This is a genomic window from Hymenobacter canadensis, from assembly GCF_027359925.1.
Classification (GTDB): Bacteria; Bacteroidota; Bacteroidia; order Cytophagales; family Hymenobacteraceae; genus Hymenobacter; species Hymenobacter canadensis.
Map to the genome: position 1 here is coordinate 4016306 of NZ_CP114767.1, position 15336 is coordinate 4031641.

A 15336-nucleotide genomic window follows, 5' to 3' on the forward strand; every position below is an offset into this window, starting at 1 on the left:
TCGTCCCGCTCTGTGCAGTAATCTGCGTGGGGCGGGACGAATGGTTTTGGGGCAGGCTGGCCGACACCATCGTATCCTGGTAGAAGGCGCGGCCTCATAACCAGCCACTCTCGCAGATGAAGCCAAGTAGCCTCTATTCTCAATAGAACTATTATGTTCTTATATATAAGTATTTATAATATGAGTGAAATATTATACCGCTTTAGTCAATTCATTCAGAAAAGTTGATATATTTGTTTGTCCAGATTCGGGAAATGCCTTTCAGGTAGATTTACCCTTTGGCCGCATGCTATATACCACTTCGCCACAGTGGCCGATGATAGAGCAAGAGGCGAGAAAAAAACATGGATCTAGCCGGTTTATTTGGCTATCAAATAATAGTCTGATACAGGATGTTGTTCGTCGCCTATAGAAGGCTGTTGAACTGAAATGCCGAAACGCCGCTCCTCGGATTTCTACTTTTGGTACAGGCTGGCGCCCCGGAACGAGGCGTCACCTCCTTACCGCTCTGCTCTTACTCCTTTCCCTTATTCTGATGAATAAAATCCCTACGCGCGCTGTACTCTGGCTGATTACTGTTCTGTGTTTGCTTGGGCTGCCTGCATTTGCCCAGAGCAATAGTGCCACGCTTGTTGGCAGCAGCGACACGGATAAGAACGAAGCATTGGCAGGTACCACCATTGTGGTAGTGCACGTACCCACGGGGGTGCGGCGCACTGTCGTGTCTGATGGCATAGGAGCCTTCACCTTGGCCGACTTACTGCCTGGTGGCCCCTACACTATTTATATCACCCAGCTTGGCTACAAGAGCCAGCTGCTCACCAACATGTTTCTGAAAGGTGGGCAAACCACTCAGCTTCCGGTAAGGATGACGGAATCAGCCACGGCGCAGGAAGAGCGCCGTAGCACAGGCTCCTCCCGGAAGAAGCAGATAGGCTTCATCAAGGGGTAGTGTTGGTTGATAATCAGCTTCGGCTTCTCGTCCTGCTTCCTATGAAAACTTCTGTTTGCCTACGATTCCTGCGCGGTTGTCTGGTGCTGCTGCTATGGGTGATGGCCGGTTCGGCTATGGCCGCCCCCAGTCTGGACGGTCTGTGGAAAGGTCCACTCAAGATGCCGGGCGGCCAGCTGGAAGTTATTTTCCGATTGGTCAGCCTCGCCGATGGATCCTACTTTGCTACTCTGGATGTGCCCTTGCAGAAAGTAAGCCGCATGGCAGTGAAAGTAGACGTGCGCGGCGACACCGTGATATTTGCGGCCGAAGAAGCTGGCAGCCGGTTCATCGGGCGGGTAGCCTCAGGCGGCAAGCAGGTAGAAGGTACCTGGCAGCAGCCCGGCTTTCAGGTACCCCTCACGCTGTCGTACGCCGCGCCGGCCATCAGCACTGCTCCCAAAGCCCGCCTGACACCGCCTTACCGCGAAGAGGAGGTAGCGTATTCCAACGTGGCGGTCAGCCTGCGTCTGGGTGGTATGCTCACGGTGCCGGCCGGGCCAGGCCCGTTTCCGGCCGTAGTGCTGGTGTCGGATGCCGGCCCGCACAACCGCGACGCTACGGTGGGGGAGTACCAGCTCATGGGCGCCCTGGCCGACTACCTCACGCGCCGCGGCATTGCCGTGCTCCGCTTCGACGACCGGGGCGTGGGCATCTCCACCGGCGACTTCGCCCAGGCCACCACGGCCGCGCTGGTCACCGACGTGCAGGCCGGCCTGAACTACCTGCGCACTCGTTCCGAGATAAATCTGTCGCAGATTGGGGTGATTGGGCACGGGGAGGGCGCCAATGTGGCCTTGCTGGCGGGCACGCAGCCGCTGCCGCCGGCCTTTGTGGTGTCGTTAGCGGGCTACGGGGTACCCGGTACCACGCTGGCCCTGCAGCAGCAGGCGGCGCTTCTCCGCTCCCTGGGCACCGAAACCGCCCAGATAGAGGCTGCCACCAAGCGCCAGCAGGCCATGCTGGAAATCATCAGCCAGACACCCGACGAGGCGCAGGCCCGCGCCATTGTGGCCAATATGCTGCGCCAGAACAACATGGCCATTGACGCCGAGGCTGCCCAGGCCAGCGCCGCCGAGCTGACCTCGTTTCGATACCGGTATTTTCTGGGCTTCAACCCCCTGGAGCACTTGGCCGACGTGAAATGCCCGGTGCTGCTACTCAACGGCGCTGCCGACCTATATGTGGCAGCTGATGCTAATATGGGGGCGTTGGCCAAGGCTCTGAAAGCCAACCGCGACGTCACCAGCAAAAAGCTGCCGGGCGTAAATCACCTGTTCCAGCCCGACCCGGCCGAGTGGCCCATCGTGAATGGCCAGCCGCGCGAAACCTTCTCGCCGGTAGCCCAGGAAACCATCCGGTCTTGGATTGTGGCACACACGGCGGCCAAATAGAATCCGCTGAAAAGAGGAAGTTTGGTACCTTCCGCCCCGGAACCCACTACCTACTTCTTTCCCTTATTCCATGAAAAAGACCCTTCTGTCTGCGCTGGCAGCTACCGCCCTGTTGGCTTCGGCCTGCAGCGACCTCAAGAAGCCCGAAGAGAAAGACCAGCTTTCGGAAGCTACCAACGACACGGCCGTGGTAGCCAGCAATGGCACCACCGTAGCCGATGCCGCCGCCGGTGCCGCCAACGCCGCCGATGCCGCCTGGGACATGACCAAGGCCCAGCTGGCCAACGAAACCTACGAGGAAATCGACCTGCCCGAAGTAACCGTGCGTGGCAACGAGAAGTACAGCGTGTACGGCCTCGAAGAGAAAGTGCTTTTCGACACTGATAAGGCCGAAATTAAGCCTACTGCTACCCGCGCCCTGTCGGAAATTGCTGCTTCCATTGGCCGCCGCTACGGCAAGAGCCAAGTGCGCGTACTCGGCTTCGCCGATTCGCGCGGCGACAAGAGCTACAACAAGGAGCTGAGCGCCAAGCGCGCCGACGCCGTGAAGAAGTGGCTGGCCATAAACGGCGGCATGGGTGACGCCCGCGTCAGCATCGAGCCCATGGGCGAAGCTGCTCCGGTAGCCTCCAACGCCACCGCCGAAGGCCGCCAGGCCAACCGCCGCGTGGAAATTGCCGTCATCAAGTAAATCACTGATTTGCGCTGATTGAGGTGATTTCGCTGATTTTTTGACGCGTTGCTGTCAGCAGGAAGCCAACAAACAGAAAAGGCCGCTTCAGATGAAGCGGCCTTTTCTGTTTGTTGCTGGACGTCGAGAGCGAAGCGTCAAAAAATCAGCGAAATCACCTCAATCAGCGCTGATCAGCGATTAGTCTTTGATCTGGTCTACTTCGGCCTTGATCATAGCGTTGTAGCGCTGGCCGTTGCTGGAGAGCGTGAGCAGGCTCCAGCCCTTGCCCATGGTGTAGCTCCAGGTGCGGCTCTCCTTGAACTCGAAGGTGGGGCGCATGATCTGGCCGTAGGGCGTGTAGGTGTCCATGAAGTTGGTGGTGTAGAACTTGTCACCGCTCACAATCCACTCCATGGCCACGAAGAAGCCTTCCTTGGGTGCCTCGATGTTGTACTGGTTCAGGTCGACGGTGTACCAGGCGCCGCCTTTCGGGGCCGATACTACTACGTTTTCGGTAAGCAGGTCGGTGTTGGGCGAGTTGTAGTTGCCGTCGGCTTTGTAGAGGCGCACGCGGAACGGTTCGCGGGGAAAGCCGTTTTCGCCGATGTAGAACGACACCGAACGGACGTTGCCGAGCGTTTTGCCTTTGTCATTCTTCACGAAGAAGGCGTACTGGCTGCCTGGCATACCCTGGATCATGCCTTCGCCGGGCGTGCTCGACTTCGAGCCCAAAGCCAAATCCTTGATCTTGTTACCTTTAACCGTCACGTTACCCAACTCGACAACGCGCTTGGGCACTTCAATAATGAGGTCGGTCTGCGATACGCCCCGCTTCACGGCCACGGCCATACGCTTATAGCCCAGGGCCAGCACGATAATGGAGTCGATGGCACTTTTCTCGGGCGTCGCCATCTGAAAAAAGCCATACTCGTTGGTCAGGGCGCCGGTTTGCTCTTCCTTCAGTCCGATGGAGGCAAAAGGAATGGGTTCCTTGGTTTTCTGATCGACGATGCGACCCGACAAACGGTTCTCCTGGGCCATACCCAGCGCCGGGAACAACAGCAAAAGGGTAAAAAATGCGAGTAAGCGTTGAAGCATGGTTAGGCAGAATAGTGTTGTATGCCAAAATTAAAATGATAATACCAATTCCCATCATGCCGTCTTTAAATATTCCTAAAGATGCAATTGCGAAAAGGAATAGTGCTAGCCTGATACAAGCCGCTTTATTTCAGGTCCATAGTGCCGGCCCAAACGGAAGCCCCAAACAGAGTGGATAGAAGCGTTTGTTGGCCGAAACATAAATGGGTAGTACCTTTGTTTAAAGCAAGTCTAAATAACTCCGCTCCTATGTCTGCCACCCACGCTCCCGTTTCCCCTGTTCCAGTTCCGCCCCAGCGGAGCGTGAAAGACCTGCGGCTGGGCGAGAGCGGCACTATCTGCTGCCTGCAGGACCCGGAAATGGCGCTCAAACTGCTGGAAATGGGCTGCATTCCGGGCACCCAGGTGCGGCTCAACAGCCGGGCTCCGCTGGGCTGCCCAATCACGCTGGTGGTGGGCGAAGCGGCCGACTACACCCTGTCGCTGCGCGTGAGTGAGGCGGCGACCATTCTGCTCAAAGAATAGCCCAGCGTATGCGTAGTGCCGGAATCCGAACCGCCCCGAACGGGCAGGCTGCCTCGGCGGCTGCGCTGGAAACGGCTGCCGCGCACCTGCCCGGCCAAACCCGCCTGACCCGGATTGCCCTGATCGGCAACCCTAACTCCGGCAAAACGTCGCTGTTCAACCAGCTGACCGGGCTCAACCAGAAGGTGGGCAACTTCCCGGGCGTGACCGTGGACCGCAAAACCGGCATCAGCCAGCTGACGCCGCAGCACCGCGCCGAAATAATTGATTTGCCCGGCACCTACTCGCTCTACCCCAAGAGCCTCGACGAGAAGGTGATTACCGATCTGCTCTACGATCAGACGTCGGGGCAGTACCCGGATTTCGTGATTGTGACGGCCGACGCCAGCAACCTGCGCCGCAACCTGCTGCTGTTCACGCAGCTCGCCGACCTGGGACTGCCGGCCGTGCTGGCCCTGAACATGATGGACGTGGCCGAGCAGCACGGCATCAGCATTGATCTGGTGGAGCTGCAGCGGGAGCTGGGCGTGCCCGTCATTCCGATGAATGCCCGCAAAGGCATCGGGGTGGCGGCCCTCAAGATTGTGATGGCCCAGCAGCTGGATGCGCCGGCCGTATCGTTCTACGAGCCTGCGCCGGAGCTGCTGCCCATGATCCGGCAGCTGCGCGACTACTTCAACCTGCACAACGACTACCTGGCGCTGCACTACGCCCACCAGGGGCGCCATATCAGCTTCCTCACGCCCGACCAGCGCGCCTACGTGGCCGGGCTGGTGGCGAAATACGATTTTGAGCCCACCACGCGGCAGGCCCAGGAAACCATTGCCCGCTACGCCCGCATCAACGAGCTGCTGCTGAATGCCGTGTCCGTGACGCGCACCGAGCGGGCGGAGCCGTACAGCAACCGCATCGATAAGGTGCTCACGCACCGGGTGTGGGGCTACCTGATTTTTATACTGGTGCTGTTTCTGCTGTTTCAGGCCGTATTCGCCTGGGCCAGCTACCCCATGGAGCTGATTGATCAGGGCGTGGCCTGGATCAATGGCCTCATCCAGACCAATTTCGATGGCCCGCTCATCAGCCTGCTTACGGAGGGTGTGCTGGCCGGTCTGGGCGGCGTGCTGATCTTCATCCCGCAGATTGCGCTGCTGTTTGCCTTCATTGCGGTGCTGGAAGAAACCGGCTACATGGCCCGCGTTACGTTCATGATGGACCGCATCATGCGTAAGTTCGGACTCAACGGCAAAAGCGTGGTGCCCCTGATTTCGGGTATGGCCTGCGCGGTGCCGGCCATCATGAGCGCGCGCACCATCGAAAACCGCAAAGACCGGCTCATCACCATCTTCGTGACGCCGCTCATGAGCTGCTCGGCCCGCATTCCGGTGTACACCGTGCTGATTGGGCTGGTGGTGCCCGACCAGCCGGTGCTGGGTATTTTCAACCTGCGCGGCGTGGCCCTGATGAGTCTGTACCTGCTGGGCTTCGTGTCGGCGGTGGGTTCGGCCTGGCTGATGAAGCTGTTTATGCGCACTACGGAGCGCAGCTACTTCATTATGGAGTTTCCGGTGTACCGCTGGCCGCGCTGGAAAAACGTGGGCCTGACCATCGTGGAGAAGGTGAAAGCCTTCGTATTTCAGGCCGGTAAGGTGATTATGGCCATTTCGGTGATTCTGTGGGTGCTGGCCTCTTATGGACCGGGCACGGCCATGGAGCAGGCCGAAAGCCAGGCCCGCCGCGTGGCGCAGACCCAGGGGCTGGCGCCCGCTGAAACCGAAAGCCGGGTGGCGTCGCAGAAGCTGGAAAGCTCCTACGCCGGCCACTTCGGCCACTTCATCGAGCCCGCCATCCGGCCGCTGGGCTTCGACTGGAAAATCGGCATTTCGCTGCTCACTTCCTTCGCCGCGCGGGAGGTGTTCGTGGGTACCATGAGCACCATCTACAGCGTGGGCCAGGATGCCAACGAGCTGACGGTGCAACAGAAGCTGGCCGCCGAAAAAGACCTCAACGGGCAGCCGTTCTTCACGCCGGCCCGCTCGGCTTCGCTGCTGGTGTTCTACGTGTTTGCGATGCAGTGCATGAGCACGCTGGCCGCCACCTACCGCGAAACCAAAGGCTGGCTGTGGCCCTTGCTACAGCTGTTCTACATGACGGGCCTTGCCTACGCCGCCTCGCTGCTGGTGTATCAGGTGCTACGGTAACAGGGGAGAGAAACTGTCATCCTTCGCAAGCTCAGGATGACAGACGATTTACCCCCTACGTCCCTATCAGAAACACGGCGGGCTGTTTGTGGATTTCGGGCAGGCCGGCTTTGCGCCAGCCGGCTATGGTGTCGGTGCGGACGTACTCGTTGGGGGCAGTGAGGCTGGCGGCAATGCAGAGGCGGGTGCTGCCGCTGAGCTGGCTGAGCAGGTCGTCGAGCAGCTGCATATTGCGGTAGGGTGTCTCGATGAACAGCTGGGTCTGGTGCTGGGCCTGCGCCAGCCGCTCCAGCTGCTTGATGGCCGCCGCCCGCCGGGCCCGCTCAATGGGCAGGTAGCCGTGAAACGTGAAGCTCTGCCCATTCATACCCGAGGCCATAAGCGCCAGTAGCAGGCTGCTGGGCCCCACCAGCGGCACCACCCGAATCCCGAGCTGGTGCGCCGCCCGGGCCAGCTCGGCACCGGGGTCGGCAATGCCGGGGCAGCCGGCCTCCGAAATCACACCCGCATCCTGGCCGGCCAGCACAGGCTTCAGCGCCTCCTGAATTTGGGCCTCCGTGCTGTCTTTATCGATGACGCTGACCTGCAGCTCCTCGATAACGTGCTGCGGCGCCACACTCTTGATGAAGCGCCGCGCCGTACGGGCGTTTTCCACCAAAAAGTACCGCAGCGCCGCTACGTGCGTCGCAATCTGCGGCGGCAGCACCTGCGTGGCCGTGTCATCGGCCAGAATGGTGGGGATAAGGTAGAGCGTGCCGGTTTTCAAGGGCGTGGGTGGGTTGAGTCGATGAATAGATAAAGTGCCGGAACGCCAGTGCTACGAAGGCAGCTTAGCTCCCGACAAAAGCCGCTACCAGCTGGAACACTTCTTCCGGTTTTTCGGCATGCACCCAGTGGCCGGCATCCAGCACCGTTTCCACCTGCGAGTTTGGGAACAGGGCCGGAATGCCGTGCAGCTTGTCGTCGGGGGAGATGTAGTCGGATTTGCCGCCGCGGATGAACAGGGCCGGCTTCAGAAACGGCTGTGGCGCACTGATTTCGGCCCCGATGGCGGCGATGTGCTGGGTGAGAGCCGGCAGATTCTGCCGCCAGGCAAAGGCATTGTCTTCTTGGCGGTAGAGGTTTTTGAGCAGGAACTGGCGCACATCGGGCCAGCGAATATGTTGGGCCAGCGCCTCATCGGCCTGCTGGCGGCTTTGCAGGTTGGCCAGCGGCACGGCGTTCAGGCCCGCAATAATGTCGTCCTGGTGGGCCATGTCGGAAAGGCGCGGGGCAATGTCCACTACAATGAGCCGGGCTAGGCGGTCGGGATGGTCGAGGGCGAAGCGCATGGCGGCTTTGCCGCCCATGCTGTGGCCCATCAGGGTAGTGTCGGGGCCGAGGCCGAGGTGGTCGAAAAGGGCCGATACGTCCTGGCTCATCAGGTCATAGCTGTGTTCGGGGCTATGAAACGAGCGGCCGTGGTTGCGCAGATCCACGCTAATGACGCGGTGGCCGGCGTCGGCCCAGCGGCGGGCCAGGGTTTGCCAGTTATCGAGGGTGCCAAACAGGCCGTGGAGAATGACCAGCGGCGCACCCTGGCCTTGTTCGCGGAAATGAAGCAGCATAGCAGAGTCGGTAGGAGCCCGCAAAGGTCGGGAGCCGGCGCCACATGTGCACGGCGGCAGCTACGCGGCCGGGCGGTCCGGAAACTGAATCTGCACCACGGTGCCCTGGCCCAGCGTGCTTTCTACGGTGAGCGTGCCGTGCAGACGCTCCACAAAGGCCCGGCACAGCGGCAGGCCCAGGCCGGTGCCCGAGCGGGAATTATTGCTGTTGGATACCGACACCATCATGGGCGAGCTGCCGCTGTCGCGCAGCAGGGCATCCAGCTGCTCGGCCGGCATTCCCCGGCCCGAATCCGCGACGGTGAGCAGCACGCGGTTGTCGGGCATGGCGGCGGCGTCGAGCTGGATGTGGCCCCCGCTGGGTGTGAATTTCAACGCGTTGCCCACCAGATTGCGCAGAATCGTACGCGTCATGTTCAGGTCCGACCATACCTGCAGGCCGGGCGCTTCCGACGCAATCAGCCGGATCTGCTTGGCCTCGGCGGTGGTGCGGTACAGCTCCTCAATTTCCGTAAACAACTCATCCACCGACAGCCATTCGGGCTGGCTGACTAGCTCGCCAGTCTGGCTGACGGCCCAGCTCAGCAGGTTGTCGAGCAGGCTGTTGAGGCTGTTGGCCGACTGCCGCACCAGCGCGGGCAGGCGGCGTAAGCCCTTTTCGTCGCCCTTGCGCAGGTAAAACTCAATGAGCTCCGTCACGCCGACGAACGACGTAACGGGGCCGCGCAAATCGTGCGCCACTACGGCGTAGAGGCGGTCTTTGGAGGCGGCTACCTCGCGCAGCTCGCGGGTGGCCTGGTGCAGCGCTACATTGTTGGAGGCCAGCGCTGCCCGGCTCTGGCGCAGCTTCCAGTACAGGAAAAATACGCCGCCCAGGCCCAGTAACAGCGCACCTACCACCGCCCACAGCTCCTGGTTGCGTAGGTGCTGCAGCTCGCCCTGCTGCGTAAGCAGCCTGATCTGATGCTCCTTGCCCTGGGTTTCGTAGCGGGTCTGCAGGGCGGCCAGCGTCTGCAGGCGCGAGCGGCTATTGAGCGAGTCGTTCAGGTCCCGGAAGCGGTTTTGCCAGCCGAAAGCTTGCTCGTATTCGTGCCGGCTGGCGTTGATTTCGGCCATCAGGTTATAGCCGTCCAGGATCCGCTCCTGCGAGGCTGTCTGGCGGGCCAGGCGCAGCGCCCGGCGGGTAAGAGTTTCGGCTTCTTCGAGCTGGTCTTTGAGCAGCAGCACAATGGCCAGCATTTCCAGGTGGCCGGCCTCAATACGGTAGCTGCGCAAGGGTTCCACCTGCGTAATGGCTTCGCGCAGCAGGCCTTCGGCCAGATCGAGGCGGTTTTGCTGATAGTAATGTGTGCCCAGATGCGCCAGATACAGCGACTCGCCCACCTTGTCGTGGCTGGTGCGGGCCAGCTGCAGGGCGCGGCGCGTGTATAGCAGAGCTTGTGGGTAGCGGCCGAGGTAGGAGTAGAGGTTGCCCAGGTTGCCAAACAGCATCAGCTGCGTGCGCACTTTCACCCCTTTGACGTAGGCCTTTTCCAGCGCCCACTGGTAGTTGCGCAGCGCATTTAGCGTGTCGTTGCGCTCATGATGAATCCCGCCGATGCCCGTGTAGGCGCGCACAATACCATCCTGATCGTGCAGGCGGCGCGCCAGCGTGAGGGCCTGCTGCTGCAGGCGGAGCGCGTGTGGCCCGTCGGAGAGGTTGGCGTAGCAGCTGCTTAGGTTGAGCAGGCTGTGTAGCTGGCCGGGCTGGTCGCGGAGGCTGGTAGCCAGGGTTACGGCCTGTTCGCCGTAGCCCAGGGCGCGGGTCGGGTCGGAGTCGTGCAGCTCATAGCACAGGGCGGCCAGTAGCCGGACGCGGCCGGTGTCGGGCGCCTGCACCACCAAGCGGCGCAGCAAGGTGGCTTCGGCAGTGCTCGGAGCGGCCTCGGCCGCCCACCCTACGGTAGACGCCCCAAGGCTGATGAAGAGCAGAAGACACAAAGGGAATAGCCGAATCACGATGAAATACAAAAAAACCTGTCGGCAAATATAGCTATTGAAAAATAATAGATACGAATTCGTTTCCGAAGAAGAGTTGCAAAATCATCGATATTGGCTTCAATAAAAGATGATTATGGCAAAATAGGATATTTCTTAGGGTGTATATTGCAATGGGTCGTTTCCGGGATTGCTAAATCACGGTCGTTGGATTATGCAAAACCACTTTTCCCGGTTCTGTAGATTGGTATTGCGCAAAAATGCCACCAAAGGGTCCAGCTTAAGCAAAAGCGAAGTGAGCGTGAGCACCTGCCCATTGCGCAAATGCAGCTGCACGTACTCGTAGTTGCTCCAGAACAAACGCCGGGAGCTACAACGCACGTAGTCTACCCGCAGTATATCGGCGCGCTCAAACGGGCTGCGCTGGCCGTGCTCGTACACTTCCAGCAAATTCTGCTTCGGCTCGAATACCAGCGCTGTGGCGTGGTTGCGCACATAGTAATGCAGGTGCAGCAACAGCGCTGGTGTGGCAAAGCCCAGCACCAGCGCTGAAAAAGACAGCAGCAATATCAGCTCAAAGCCTGACAGGGTGCCGGCAAACAGAAAGGAAGCCAGAAACGGCAGGCCCATGCTCAGGCACAGCAGTGGCCAGAACAGCAGCGCCAGCTGCCGCCCAAACGTGACTTGGTACGTGGTGCGCTTGGTGCCAAACAGCCCCGTAAGTACCCGCAGCCCCACGAGCAGCACCAGCAGGGCCCCGCCAAATTCCAGCAGGGGCCGCAGCAGCGAAATGGTCTTCATACAGTATTACCGAACCTGAATCCAGGGCTCGTCGGCTGTGTGGGCGCGCAGCTTGCCAAAGGGCGCCAGCGCCAGCCCATGCTGCCCGAAGACGGCTTCGACCTCGGCCCGTCCGGCTGGGTCAACGCACACCAGCAGGCCGCCGGAGGTCTGAGGGTCGCAGAGCCAGGCCCGCTGCTCGTCGGTGATGGTGCCAATTTTGTGGCCGTAGGAATCCCAGTTGCGCACGGTGCCGCCGGGAATGGACTTCTGGGCGTAGTATTCGGCGGCTTCGGGCAGCAGGGGTACTTTGCTGAATTCGATTTCGGCCGTCAGCCCGCTGCCTTCGCACACCTCCGCAAGGTGGCCCAGCAGCCCGAAACCCGTGACGTCGGTCATGGCGCGTACGGCGGCCAGGCGGCCCAGGTCCTGCCCGATTTTATTGAGCTGCATCATGCTGCGGGGCGCAATCTGCTCATGCTCGGGACGCAGGATGCCGCGTTTCTGCGCCGTCGTGAGCATGCCCACGCCCAGCGGCTTGGTCAGGTACAGCTCGCAGGCGGCGGTGGCGGTGTCGTTTTGCTTGAGGTTTTTGATGTCGAGCAAACCCGTGACGGCCAGCCCGAAAATGGGCTCGGGCGAGTCGATGCTGTGGCCGCCGGCCAGCGGAATGCCGGCTTCGGCGCAGATGCTGCGGCTGCCCTCAATCACGCGGCGGGCCACTTCCGGCGCCAGCTTATCAATGGGCCAGCCCAGCACGGCAATGGCCATGACGGGCCGCCCGCCCATGGCGTACACGTCGCTGATGGCGTTGGCCGAGGCGATGCGCCCGAAGTCGTAGGCATCGTCGACGATGGGCATGAAGAAGTCGGTGGTGCTGATGATGGCCTGCCCGCCCCCGATGTCGTACACGGCCGCGTCGTCGCGGGAGGAGTTGCCGACGAGCAGCTTGCTGTCGTGGGGCTGCGGGATGCTGGTGTGCAGAATCTGGTCGAGGACTTTGGGCGCGATTTTGCAGCCGCAGCCGGCACCGTGGCTGTATTGGGTGAGGCGGATCTGGTCGGACATATCGTTGGAGAGTGGTTGCGCGCAGGGTATCGCAGAAAAACGGCCACCGCGAAGCGCTACGTGAGAATTACAGGGAAGAAGCGGCCCGCAGCACCAGCTCGGCATTTATGGCTGGGTCGCAGGTGTCGGACGGGACGCGGAGCGGATTGCGGCTGCCGAGGCTGTGGGTGTACGTCTTGTCGTAGTAGTCGAGCACGAGGCTGACCATTTTTTCCATGTCGTCTTCGGCAATGGCGGCCAGCGCCTCTTTGGTGGCCAGACCACCGAGGCGTTTGCGGATGCGCAGAATGGAGGTGGCCAGCGCGCCGGCGTCTTCGCGGCCATACTCGGCGGCCAGCTTCTGTACCCGCACGGCCCGCGGGATTTCCAGCAGCACCAACGGCGCGGTCTGCATCTGGGCAAAGAAGGGCGGCGGCACGTGCATGCTGCCGATGGTGCGGCTCTCGTCTTCCACCCACACCGATGCACTGACCGGCAACTCGGCCAGCAGCCAGGCCAGCTCGTTCTCGAACTGCTCCTGCGTAGGCTGGGCTGGCTGGCCGATGCTGCCAAAGGCCGAGCCTTTGTGATGGGCCAGGCCTTCGAGGTCGAGCAGGGGCTGCTGGCGGCGGGCCAGCTCGTGCAGCACATCGGTTTTGCCGGAGCCGGTGAGGCCGCCCAGCACCAGCAGCGGCCGGGGCTGCGCAAACTCGGCCAGTGCGAAGTGGCGGTAGTCCTTGTAGCCTTTGTCGAGAAGCTGCACCTGGAAACCGGCCAGTTCCAGTAGCCACTGCACGGCTCCGCTGCGCATACCGCCGCGCCAGCAATGCACCCGGATCTGCTTGGCCGGAGCCAGCTTCTGGGCCAGTTGCACCATCCGGCTCATCTTGGGCCCAAACATATCCAGGCCCAGCAGCACCGCTTTGTCGGGGTTCACCTGTTTGTAGGTGGTGCCGATGCGGGCCCGCTCCTCGTCGGAAAACAGCGGAAAGCTCACCGCCCCCGGAATGTGGCCCTGGGCATATTCCAGCGGGGCCCGCACGTCAAGCAAGGGAATATCGGGAGAGGTGTGCAGGAAATCCTGAAGGGAAAGACGAGGCATGTAGCATAAGCTTCAGCTTGTGCCGACAGCCAGACGAGGCGGCGGGGGCGAAGCGTGAAATGAAAAATAGGAAAGCGGTGGGCGGCACAGGCTAAAGCCTATGCTACACTACGCCAATTGCCGCCGGTACAGCTGAATCGTGTTTTCAAGGCCCAGATACAGGGCGTCGCAGACCAGGGCGTGCCCGATGCTTACTTCGGCCAGGCCCGGCAGGTTTTGCTTGAGGTAGGCCAGGTTATCGAGGTCGAGGTCGTGGCCGGCGTTGAGGCCTAGGCCGAGCTGTTGGGCCATGTCGGCGGCGGCGCGGTAGGGGAGCAGGGCGGCTTCCCGGTCGTGGTGGTAGCGGCGGGCGTAGTCTTCGGTGTAGAGCTCAATCCGGTCGGTGCCGGTGGCTACGGCGGCTTTCACCATCTCGGGGCTGGGGTCGAGGAAAATGCTTACCCGGCAGCCTAGTGCCTTCAACTCCTGTACCACGCCAATCAGGAAAATCTGGTGTCGCACCGTGTCCCAGCCGGCGTTGGAGGTAATGGCGTCGGGCGCGTCGGGCACCAACGTCACCTGCTCGGGGCGCACTTCGCGCACGAGGTCCAGGAAATCAGGCGTGGGGTTGCCTTCCACGTTCAACTCGGTGGTCACCACGGCCTTCAGGTCGCGCACGTCCTGGTAGCGGATGTGGCGCTCGTCGGGGCGCGGATGCACCGTAATGCCCTGCGCGCCGAACCGCTCACAGTCGCGGGCCACCTGCAGCAAGTCGGGGCGGTTGTGGCCGCGGGCGTTCCGCAGGGTGGCTATTTTGTTGATATTTACGCTAAGCTTGGTCATGCTGATCAGCTGGCTTGGGAGTGGCAGGGCAGAAAGTCAAAGATACACCCCCCAAACCACGTACTCCTTTTTCTGTTGCCATCATGCCGCATTCCCCCGCAGTGAGTTTTCGTCCGGCGCTGCTGTTTGGTGGCCTGCTGATGCTGGCGCTGCTGGCCGAATACGCCGTCATCCAGCACCCTGCCTTCCGGCTGCGGCCCGAGCTGCCGGCGGCCGTTGCGCTGGATCTGCTGGTGGGCATCCCGCTGCTGTTTTATTTTCTGGTGGTGCGCCGCTACCGGCTGCCCGCTACCACGGTCGGGGCTGTGTTCAGCGCCATGCTGGCCGTGGGCTTCTGGCTGGTGCCGGCGGGCCAGCAGCAGTACCTGCAGTGGGGCCGCCACCTGCTGGTGCTGCCCGAAGGCCTGGCCGTGGTGATGATGGCCGTCAATATCCGCCGCCTCCTGCGCGCTTACACCCAGGCCGCCCAACACAGCGCCGACTTCCTGGACAACCTGCACGCGGCCTTCACGGCGGTGTTTCAGCGGCCGTGGGCGCCGCTGGTGTCTGAGCTAGCCATGTTCCGGTACGCGCTACTGAGCTGGCGCGCCCGGCCCGAAGTACAGCCGGGGCAGCAGGCCTTCAGCACCAGCCGCGAATCGGGCTTCCGGGCGCTGCTGCTTGCGGTGGCGGGCGTATCGGTGGTGGAAATGGTGGTGGCGCACCTGCTGCTGAGCCGCTGGAATGCCACGGCGGCGTTGGTGGCGCTGCTGCTGAGCGCCTACACGCTGCTGTTTCTGCTGGCCCACCTGCGGGCCGTGCCGCTGCGCCCCGTGCTGCTGGACGGGGGGCGCTTGGTTGTCCGTACGGGCTTCGTGTGGCGGCTGGAGGTGCCGGCCGAAGCAGTGCTGCGCCTGCAGCTGCTGCAGGACACGCCCACGCCAAGGCGGCATCTGCTCAACCTCGCCAAGCCGCTGCTGACCGCGCCCAACGTGCTGCTCACCTTCAGCCAGCCCGTAGCAGTGGCGGGCCTGTATGGGCTGCGGCGCACCGTGTGGCAGGTAGCGCTGTATGTGGATGACCGGGCGGCGTTTGCGCGGCAGCTGCAGGCTGCCACCCGCGCCGGTTAGCCGTATACGCTCC

General features: G+C 61.7%; 14 protein-coding genes. 6 read left to right on the forward strand and 8 right to left on the reverse strand.

Features of this window, described 5'->3' with window-relative positions; genetic code table 11:
- Positions 1–535: 535 nt before the first annotated feature.
- The 3 genes from O3303_RS17130 to O3303_RS17140 all read left to right on the forward strand — a co-directional run bounded on the left by O3303_RS17130 (position 536) and on the right by O3303_RS17140 (position 3076).
- Positions 536–952 (forward strand): carboxypeptidase-like regulatory domain-containing protein, encoded by a 417-nt coding sequence (locus tag O3303_RS17130; RefSeq protein WP_269559592.1) that lies wholly within the window; start codon positions 536–538, stop codon positions 950–952.
- 41 nt (positions 953–993) lie between these two features.
- The gene (locus O3303_RS17135) at positions 994–2385 is read left to right on the forward strand and encodes an alpha/beta hydrolase family protein (protein WP_269559593.1); all 1392 of its coding nucleotides are present in this window, start codon (positions 994–996) and stop codon (positions 2383–2385) included.
- 70 nt (positions 2386–2455) lie between these two features.
- Positions 2456–3076 (forward strand): OmpA family protein, encoded by a 621-nt coding sequence (locus tag O3303_RS17140; protein ID WP_269559594.1) that lies wholly within the window; start codon positions 2456–2458, stop codon positions 3074–3076.
- A gap of 180 nt (positions 3077–3256) precedes the next feature.
- Here O3303_RS17140 and O3303_RS17145 read toward each other — a convergent pair whose 3' ends face one another.
- The gene (locus tag O3303_RS17145; RefSeq protein ID WP_269559595.1) at positions 3257–4156 is read right to left on the reverse strand and encodes a carboxypeptidase-like regulatory domain-containing protein; all 900 of its coding nucleotides are present in this window, start codon (positions 4154–4156) and stop codon (positions 3257–3259) included.
- A gap of 249 nt (positions 4157–4405) precedes the next feature.
- Here O3303_RS17145 and O3303_RS17150 point away from each other — a divergent pair, with 249 nt between their 5' ends.
- Together O3303_RS17150 and feoB are read left to right on the forward strand one after the other, a co-directional pair.
- Positions 4406–4681, forward strand: coding sequence for a FeoA family protein (locus O3303_RS17150; protein ID WP_269559596.1), 276 nt, complete (start codon positions 4406–4408; stop codon positions 4679–4681).
- A gap of 8 nt (positions 4682–4689) precedes the next feature.
- Positions 4690–6879: a ferrous iron transport protein B gene (feoB, locus tag O3303_RS17155; RefSeq protein ID WP_269559597.1), complete on the forward strand. Its 2190-nt coding sequence runs from the start codon at positions 4690–4692 to the stop codon at positions 6877–6879.
- A 55-nt stretch (positions 6880–6934) separates the two neighbouring features.
- Here feoB and O3303_RS17160 read toward each other — a convergent pair whose 3' ends face one another.
- The 7 genes from O3303_RS17160 to O3303_RS17190 form a co-directional block, all read right to left on the reverse strand.
- The gene (locus O3303_RS17160) at positions 6935–7645 is read right to left on the reverse strand and encodes an SAM-dependent methyltransferase (RefSeq protein ID WP_269559598.1); all 711 of its coding nucleotides are present in this window, start codon (positions 7643–7645) and stop codon (positions 6935–6937) included.
- A gap of 64 nt (positions 7646–7709) precedes the next feature.
- Positions 7710–8486: an alpha/beta fold hydrolase gene (locus O3303_RS17165; RefSeq protein ID WP_269559599.1), complete on the reverse strand. Its 777-nt coding sequence runs from the start codon at positions 8484–8486 to the stop codon at positions 7710–7712.
- A 60-nt stretch (positions 8487–8546) separates the two neighbouring features.
- Positions 8547–10466 (reverse strand): ATP-binding protein, encoded by a 1920-nt coding sequence (locus tag O3303_RS17170; RefSeq protein WP_269559600.1) that lies wholly within the window; start codon positions 10464–10466, stop codon positions 8547–8549.
- Positions 10467–10661: 195 nt separating this feature from the next.
- Positions 10662–11264 carry a PH domain-containing protein gene (locus tag O3303_RS17175; protein ID WP_269559601.1) on the reverse strand — a complete coding sequence of 201 codons (603 nt, stop codon included), beginning with the start codon at positions 11262–11264 and terminating at the stop codon, positions 10662–10664.
- A 6-nt stretch (positions 11265–11270) separates the two neighbouring features.
- Positions 11271–12311, reverse strand: a complete 1041-nt coding sequence (selD, locus tag O3303_RS17180; protein WP_269559602.1) for a selenide, water dikinase SelD — start codon at positions 12309–12311, stop codon at positions 11271–11273.
- Positions 12312–12378: 67 nt separating this feature from the next.
- Positions 12379–13392 (reverse strand): tRNA 2-selenouridine(34) synthase MnmH, encoded by a 1014-nt coding sequence (gene mnmH, locus O3303_RS17185; protein ID WP_269559603.1) that lies wholly within the window; start codon positions 13390–13392, stop codon positions 12379–12381.
- Between the two features lie 108 nt (positions 13393–13500).
- Positions 13501–14214 carry a pyridoxine 5'-phosphate synthase gene (locus O3303_RS17190; RefSeq protein ID WP_269559604.1) on the reverse strand — a complete coding sequence of 238 codons (714 nt, stop codon included), beginning with the start codon at positions 14212–14214 and terminating at the stop codon, positions 13501–13503.
- Between the two features lie 83 nt (positions 14215–14297).
- On the opposite strand from O3303_RS17190, the gene O3303_RS17195 reads away from it, so the two are divergent.
- Positions 14298–15323 carry a hypothetical protein gene (locus tag O3303_RS17195; RefSeq protein WP_269559605.1) on the forward strand — a complete coding sequence of 342 codons (1026 nt, stop codon included), beginning with the start codon at positions 14298–14300 and terminating at the stop codon, positions 15321–15323.
- Positions 15324–15336 lie beyond the last annotated feature (13 nt).

Excerpts from the sequence above, each read along its gene's own strand:
- O3303_RS17165 (WP_269559599.1), bottom strand. The coding sequence starts at position 8,486 with ATGCTGCTTCATTTCCGCGAACAAGGCCAGGGTGCGCCGCTGGTCATT.
- O3303_RS17150 (WP_269559596.1), top strand. The coding sequence starts at position 4,406 with ATGTCTGCCACCCACGCTCCCGTTTCCCCTGTTCCAGTTCCGCCCCAG.
- O3303_RS17140 (WP_269559594.1), top strand. The coding sequence starts at position 2,456 with ATGAAAAAGACCCTTCTGTCTGCGCTGGCAGCTACCGCCCTGTTGGCT.
- O3303_RS17135 (WP_269559593.1), top strand. The coding sequence starts at position 994 with ATGAAAACTTCTGTTTGCCTACGATTCCTGCGCGGTTGTCTGGTGCTG.
- O3303_RS17190 (WP_269559604.1), bottom strand. The coding sequence starts at position 14,214 with ATGACCAAGCTTAGCGTAAATATCAACAAAATAGCCACCCTGCGGAAC.
- O3303_RS17130 (WP_269559592.1), top strand. The coding sequence starts at position 536 with ATGAATAAAATCCCTACGCGCGCTGTACTCTGGCTGATTACTGTTCTG.
- mnmH (WP_269559603.1), bottom strand. The coding sequence starts at position 13,392 with ATGCCTCGTCTTTCCCTTCAGGATTTCCTGCACACCTCTCCCGATATT.
- O3303_RS17195 (WP_269559605.1), top strand. The coding sequence starts at position 14,298 with ATGCCGCATTCCCCCGCAGTGAGTTTTCGTCCGGCGCTGCTGTTTGGT.
- selD (WP_269559602.1), bottom strand. The coding sequence starts at position 12,311 with ATGTCCGACCAGATCCGCCTCACCCAATACAGCCACGGTGCCGGCTGC.
- O3303_RS17175 (WP_269559601.1), bottom strand. The coding sequence starts at position 11,264 with ATGAAGACCATTTCGCTGCTGCGGCCCCTGCTGGAATTTGGCGGGGCC.
- feoB (WP_269559597.1), top strand. The coding sequence starts at position 4,690 with ATGCGTAGTGCCGGAATCCGAACCGCCCCGAACGGGCAGGCTGCCTCG.
- O3303_RS17145 (WP_269559595.1), bottom strand. The coding sequence starts at position 4,156 with ATGCTTCAACGCTTACTCGCATTTTTTACCCTTTTGCTGTTGTTCCCG.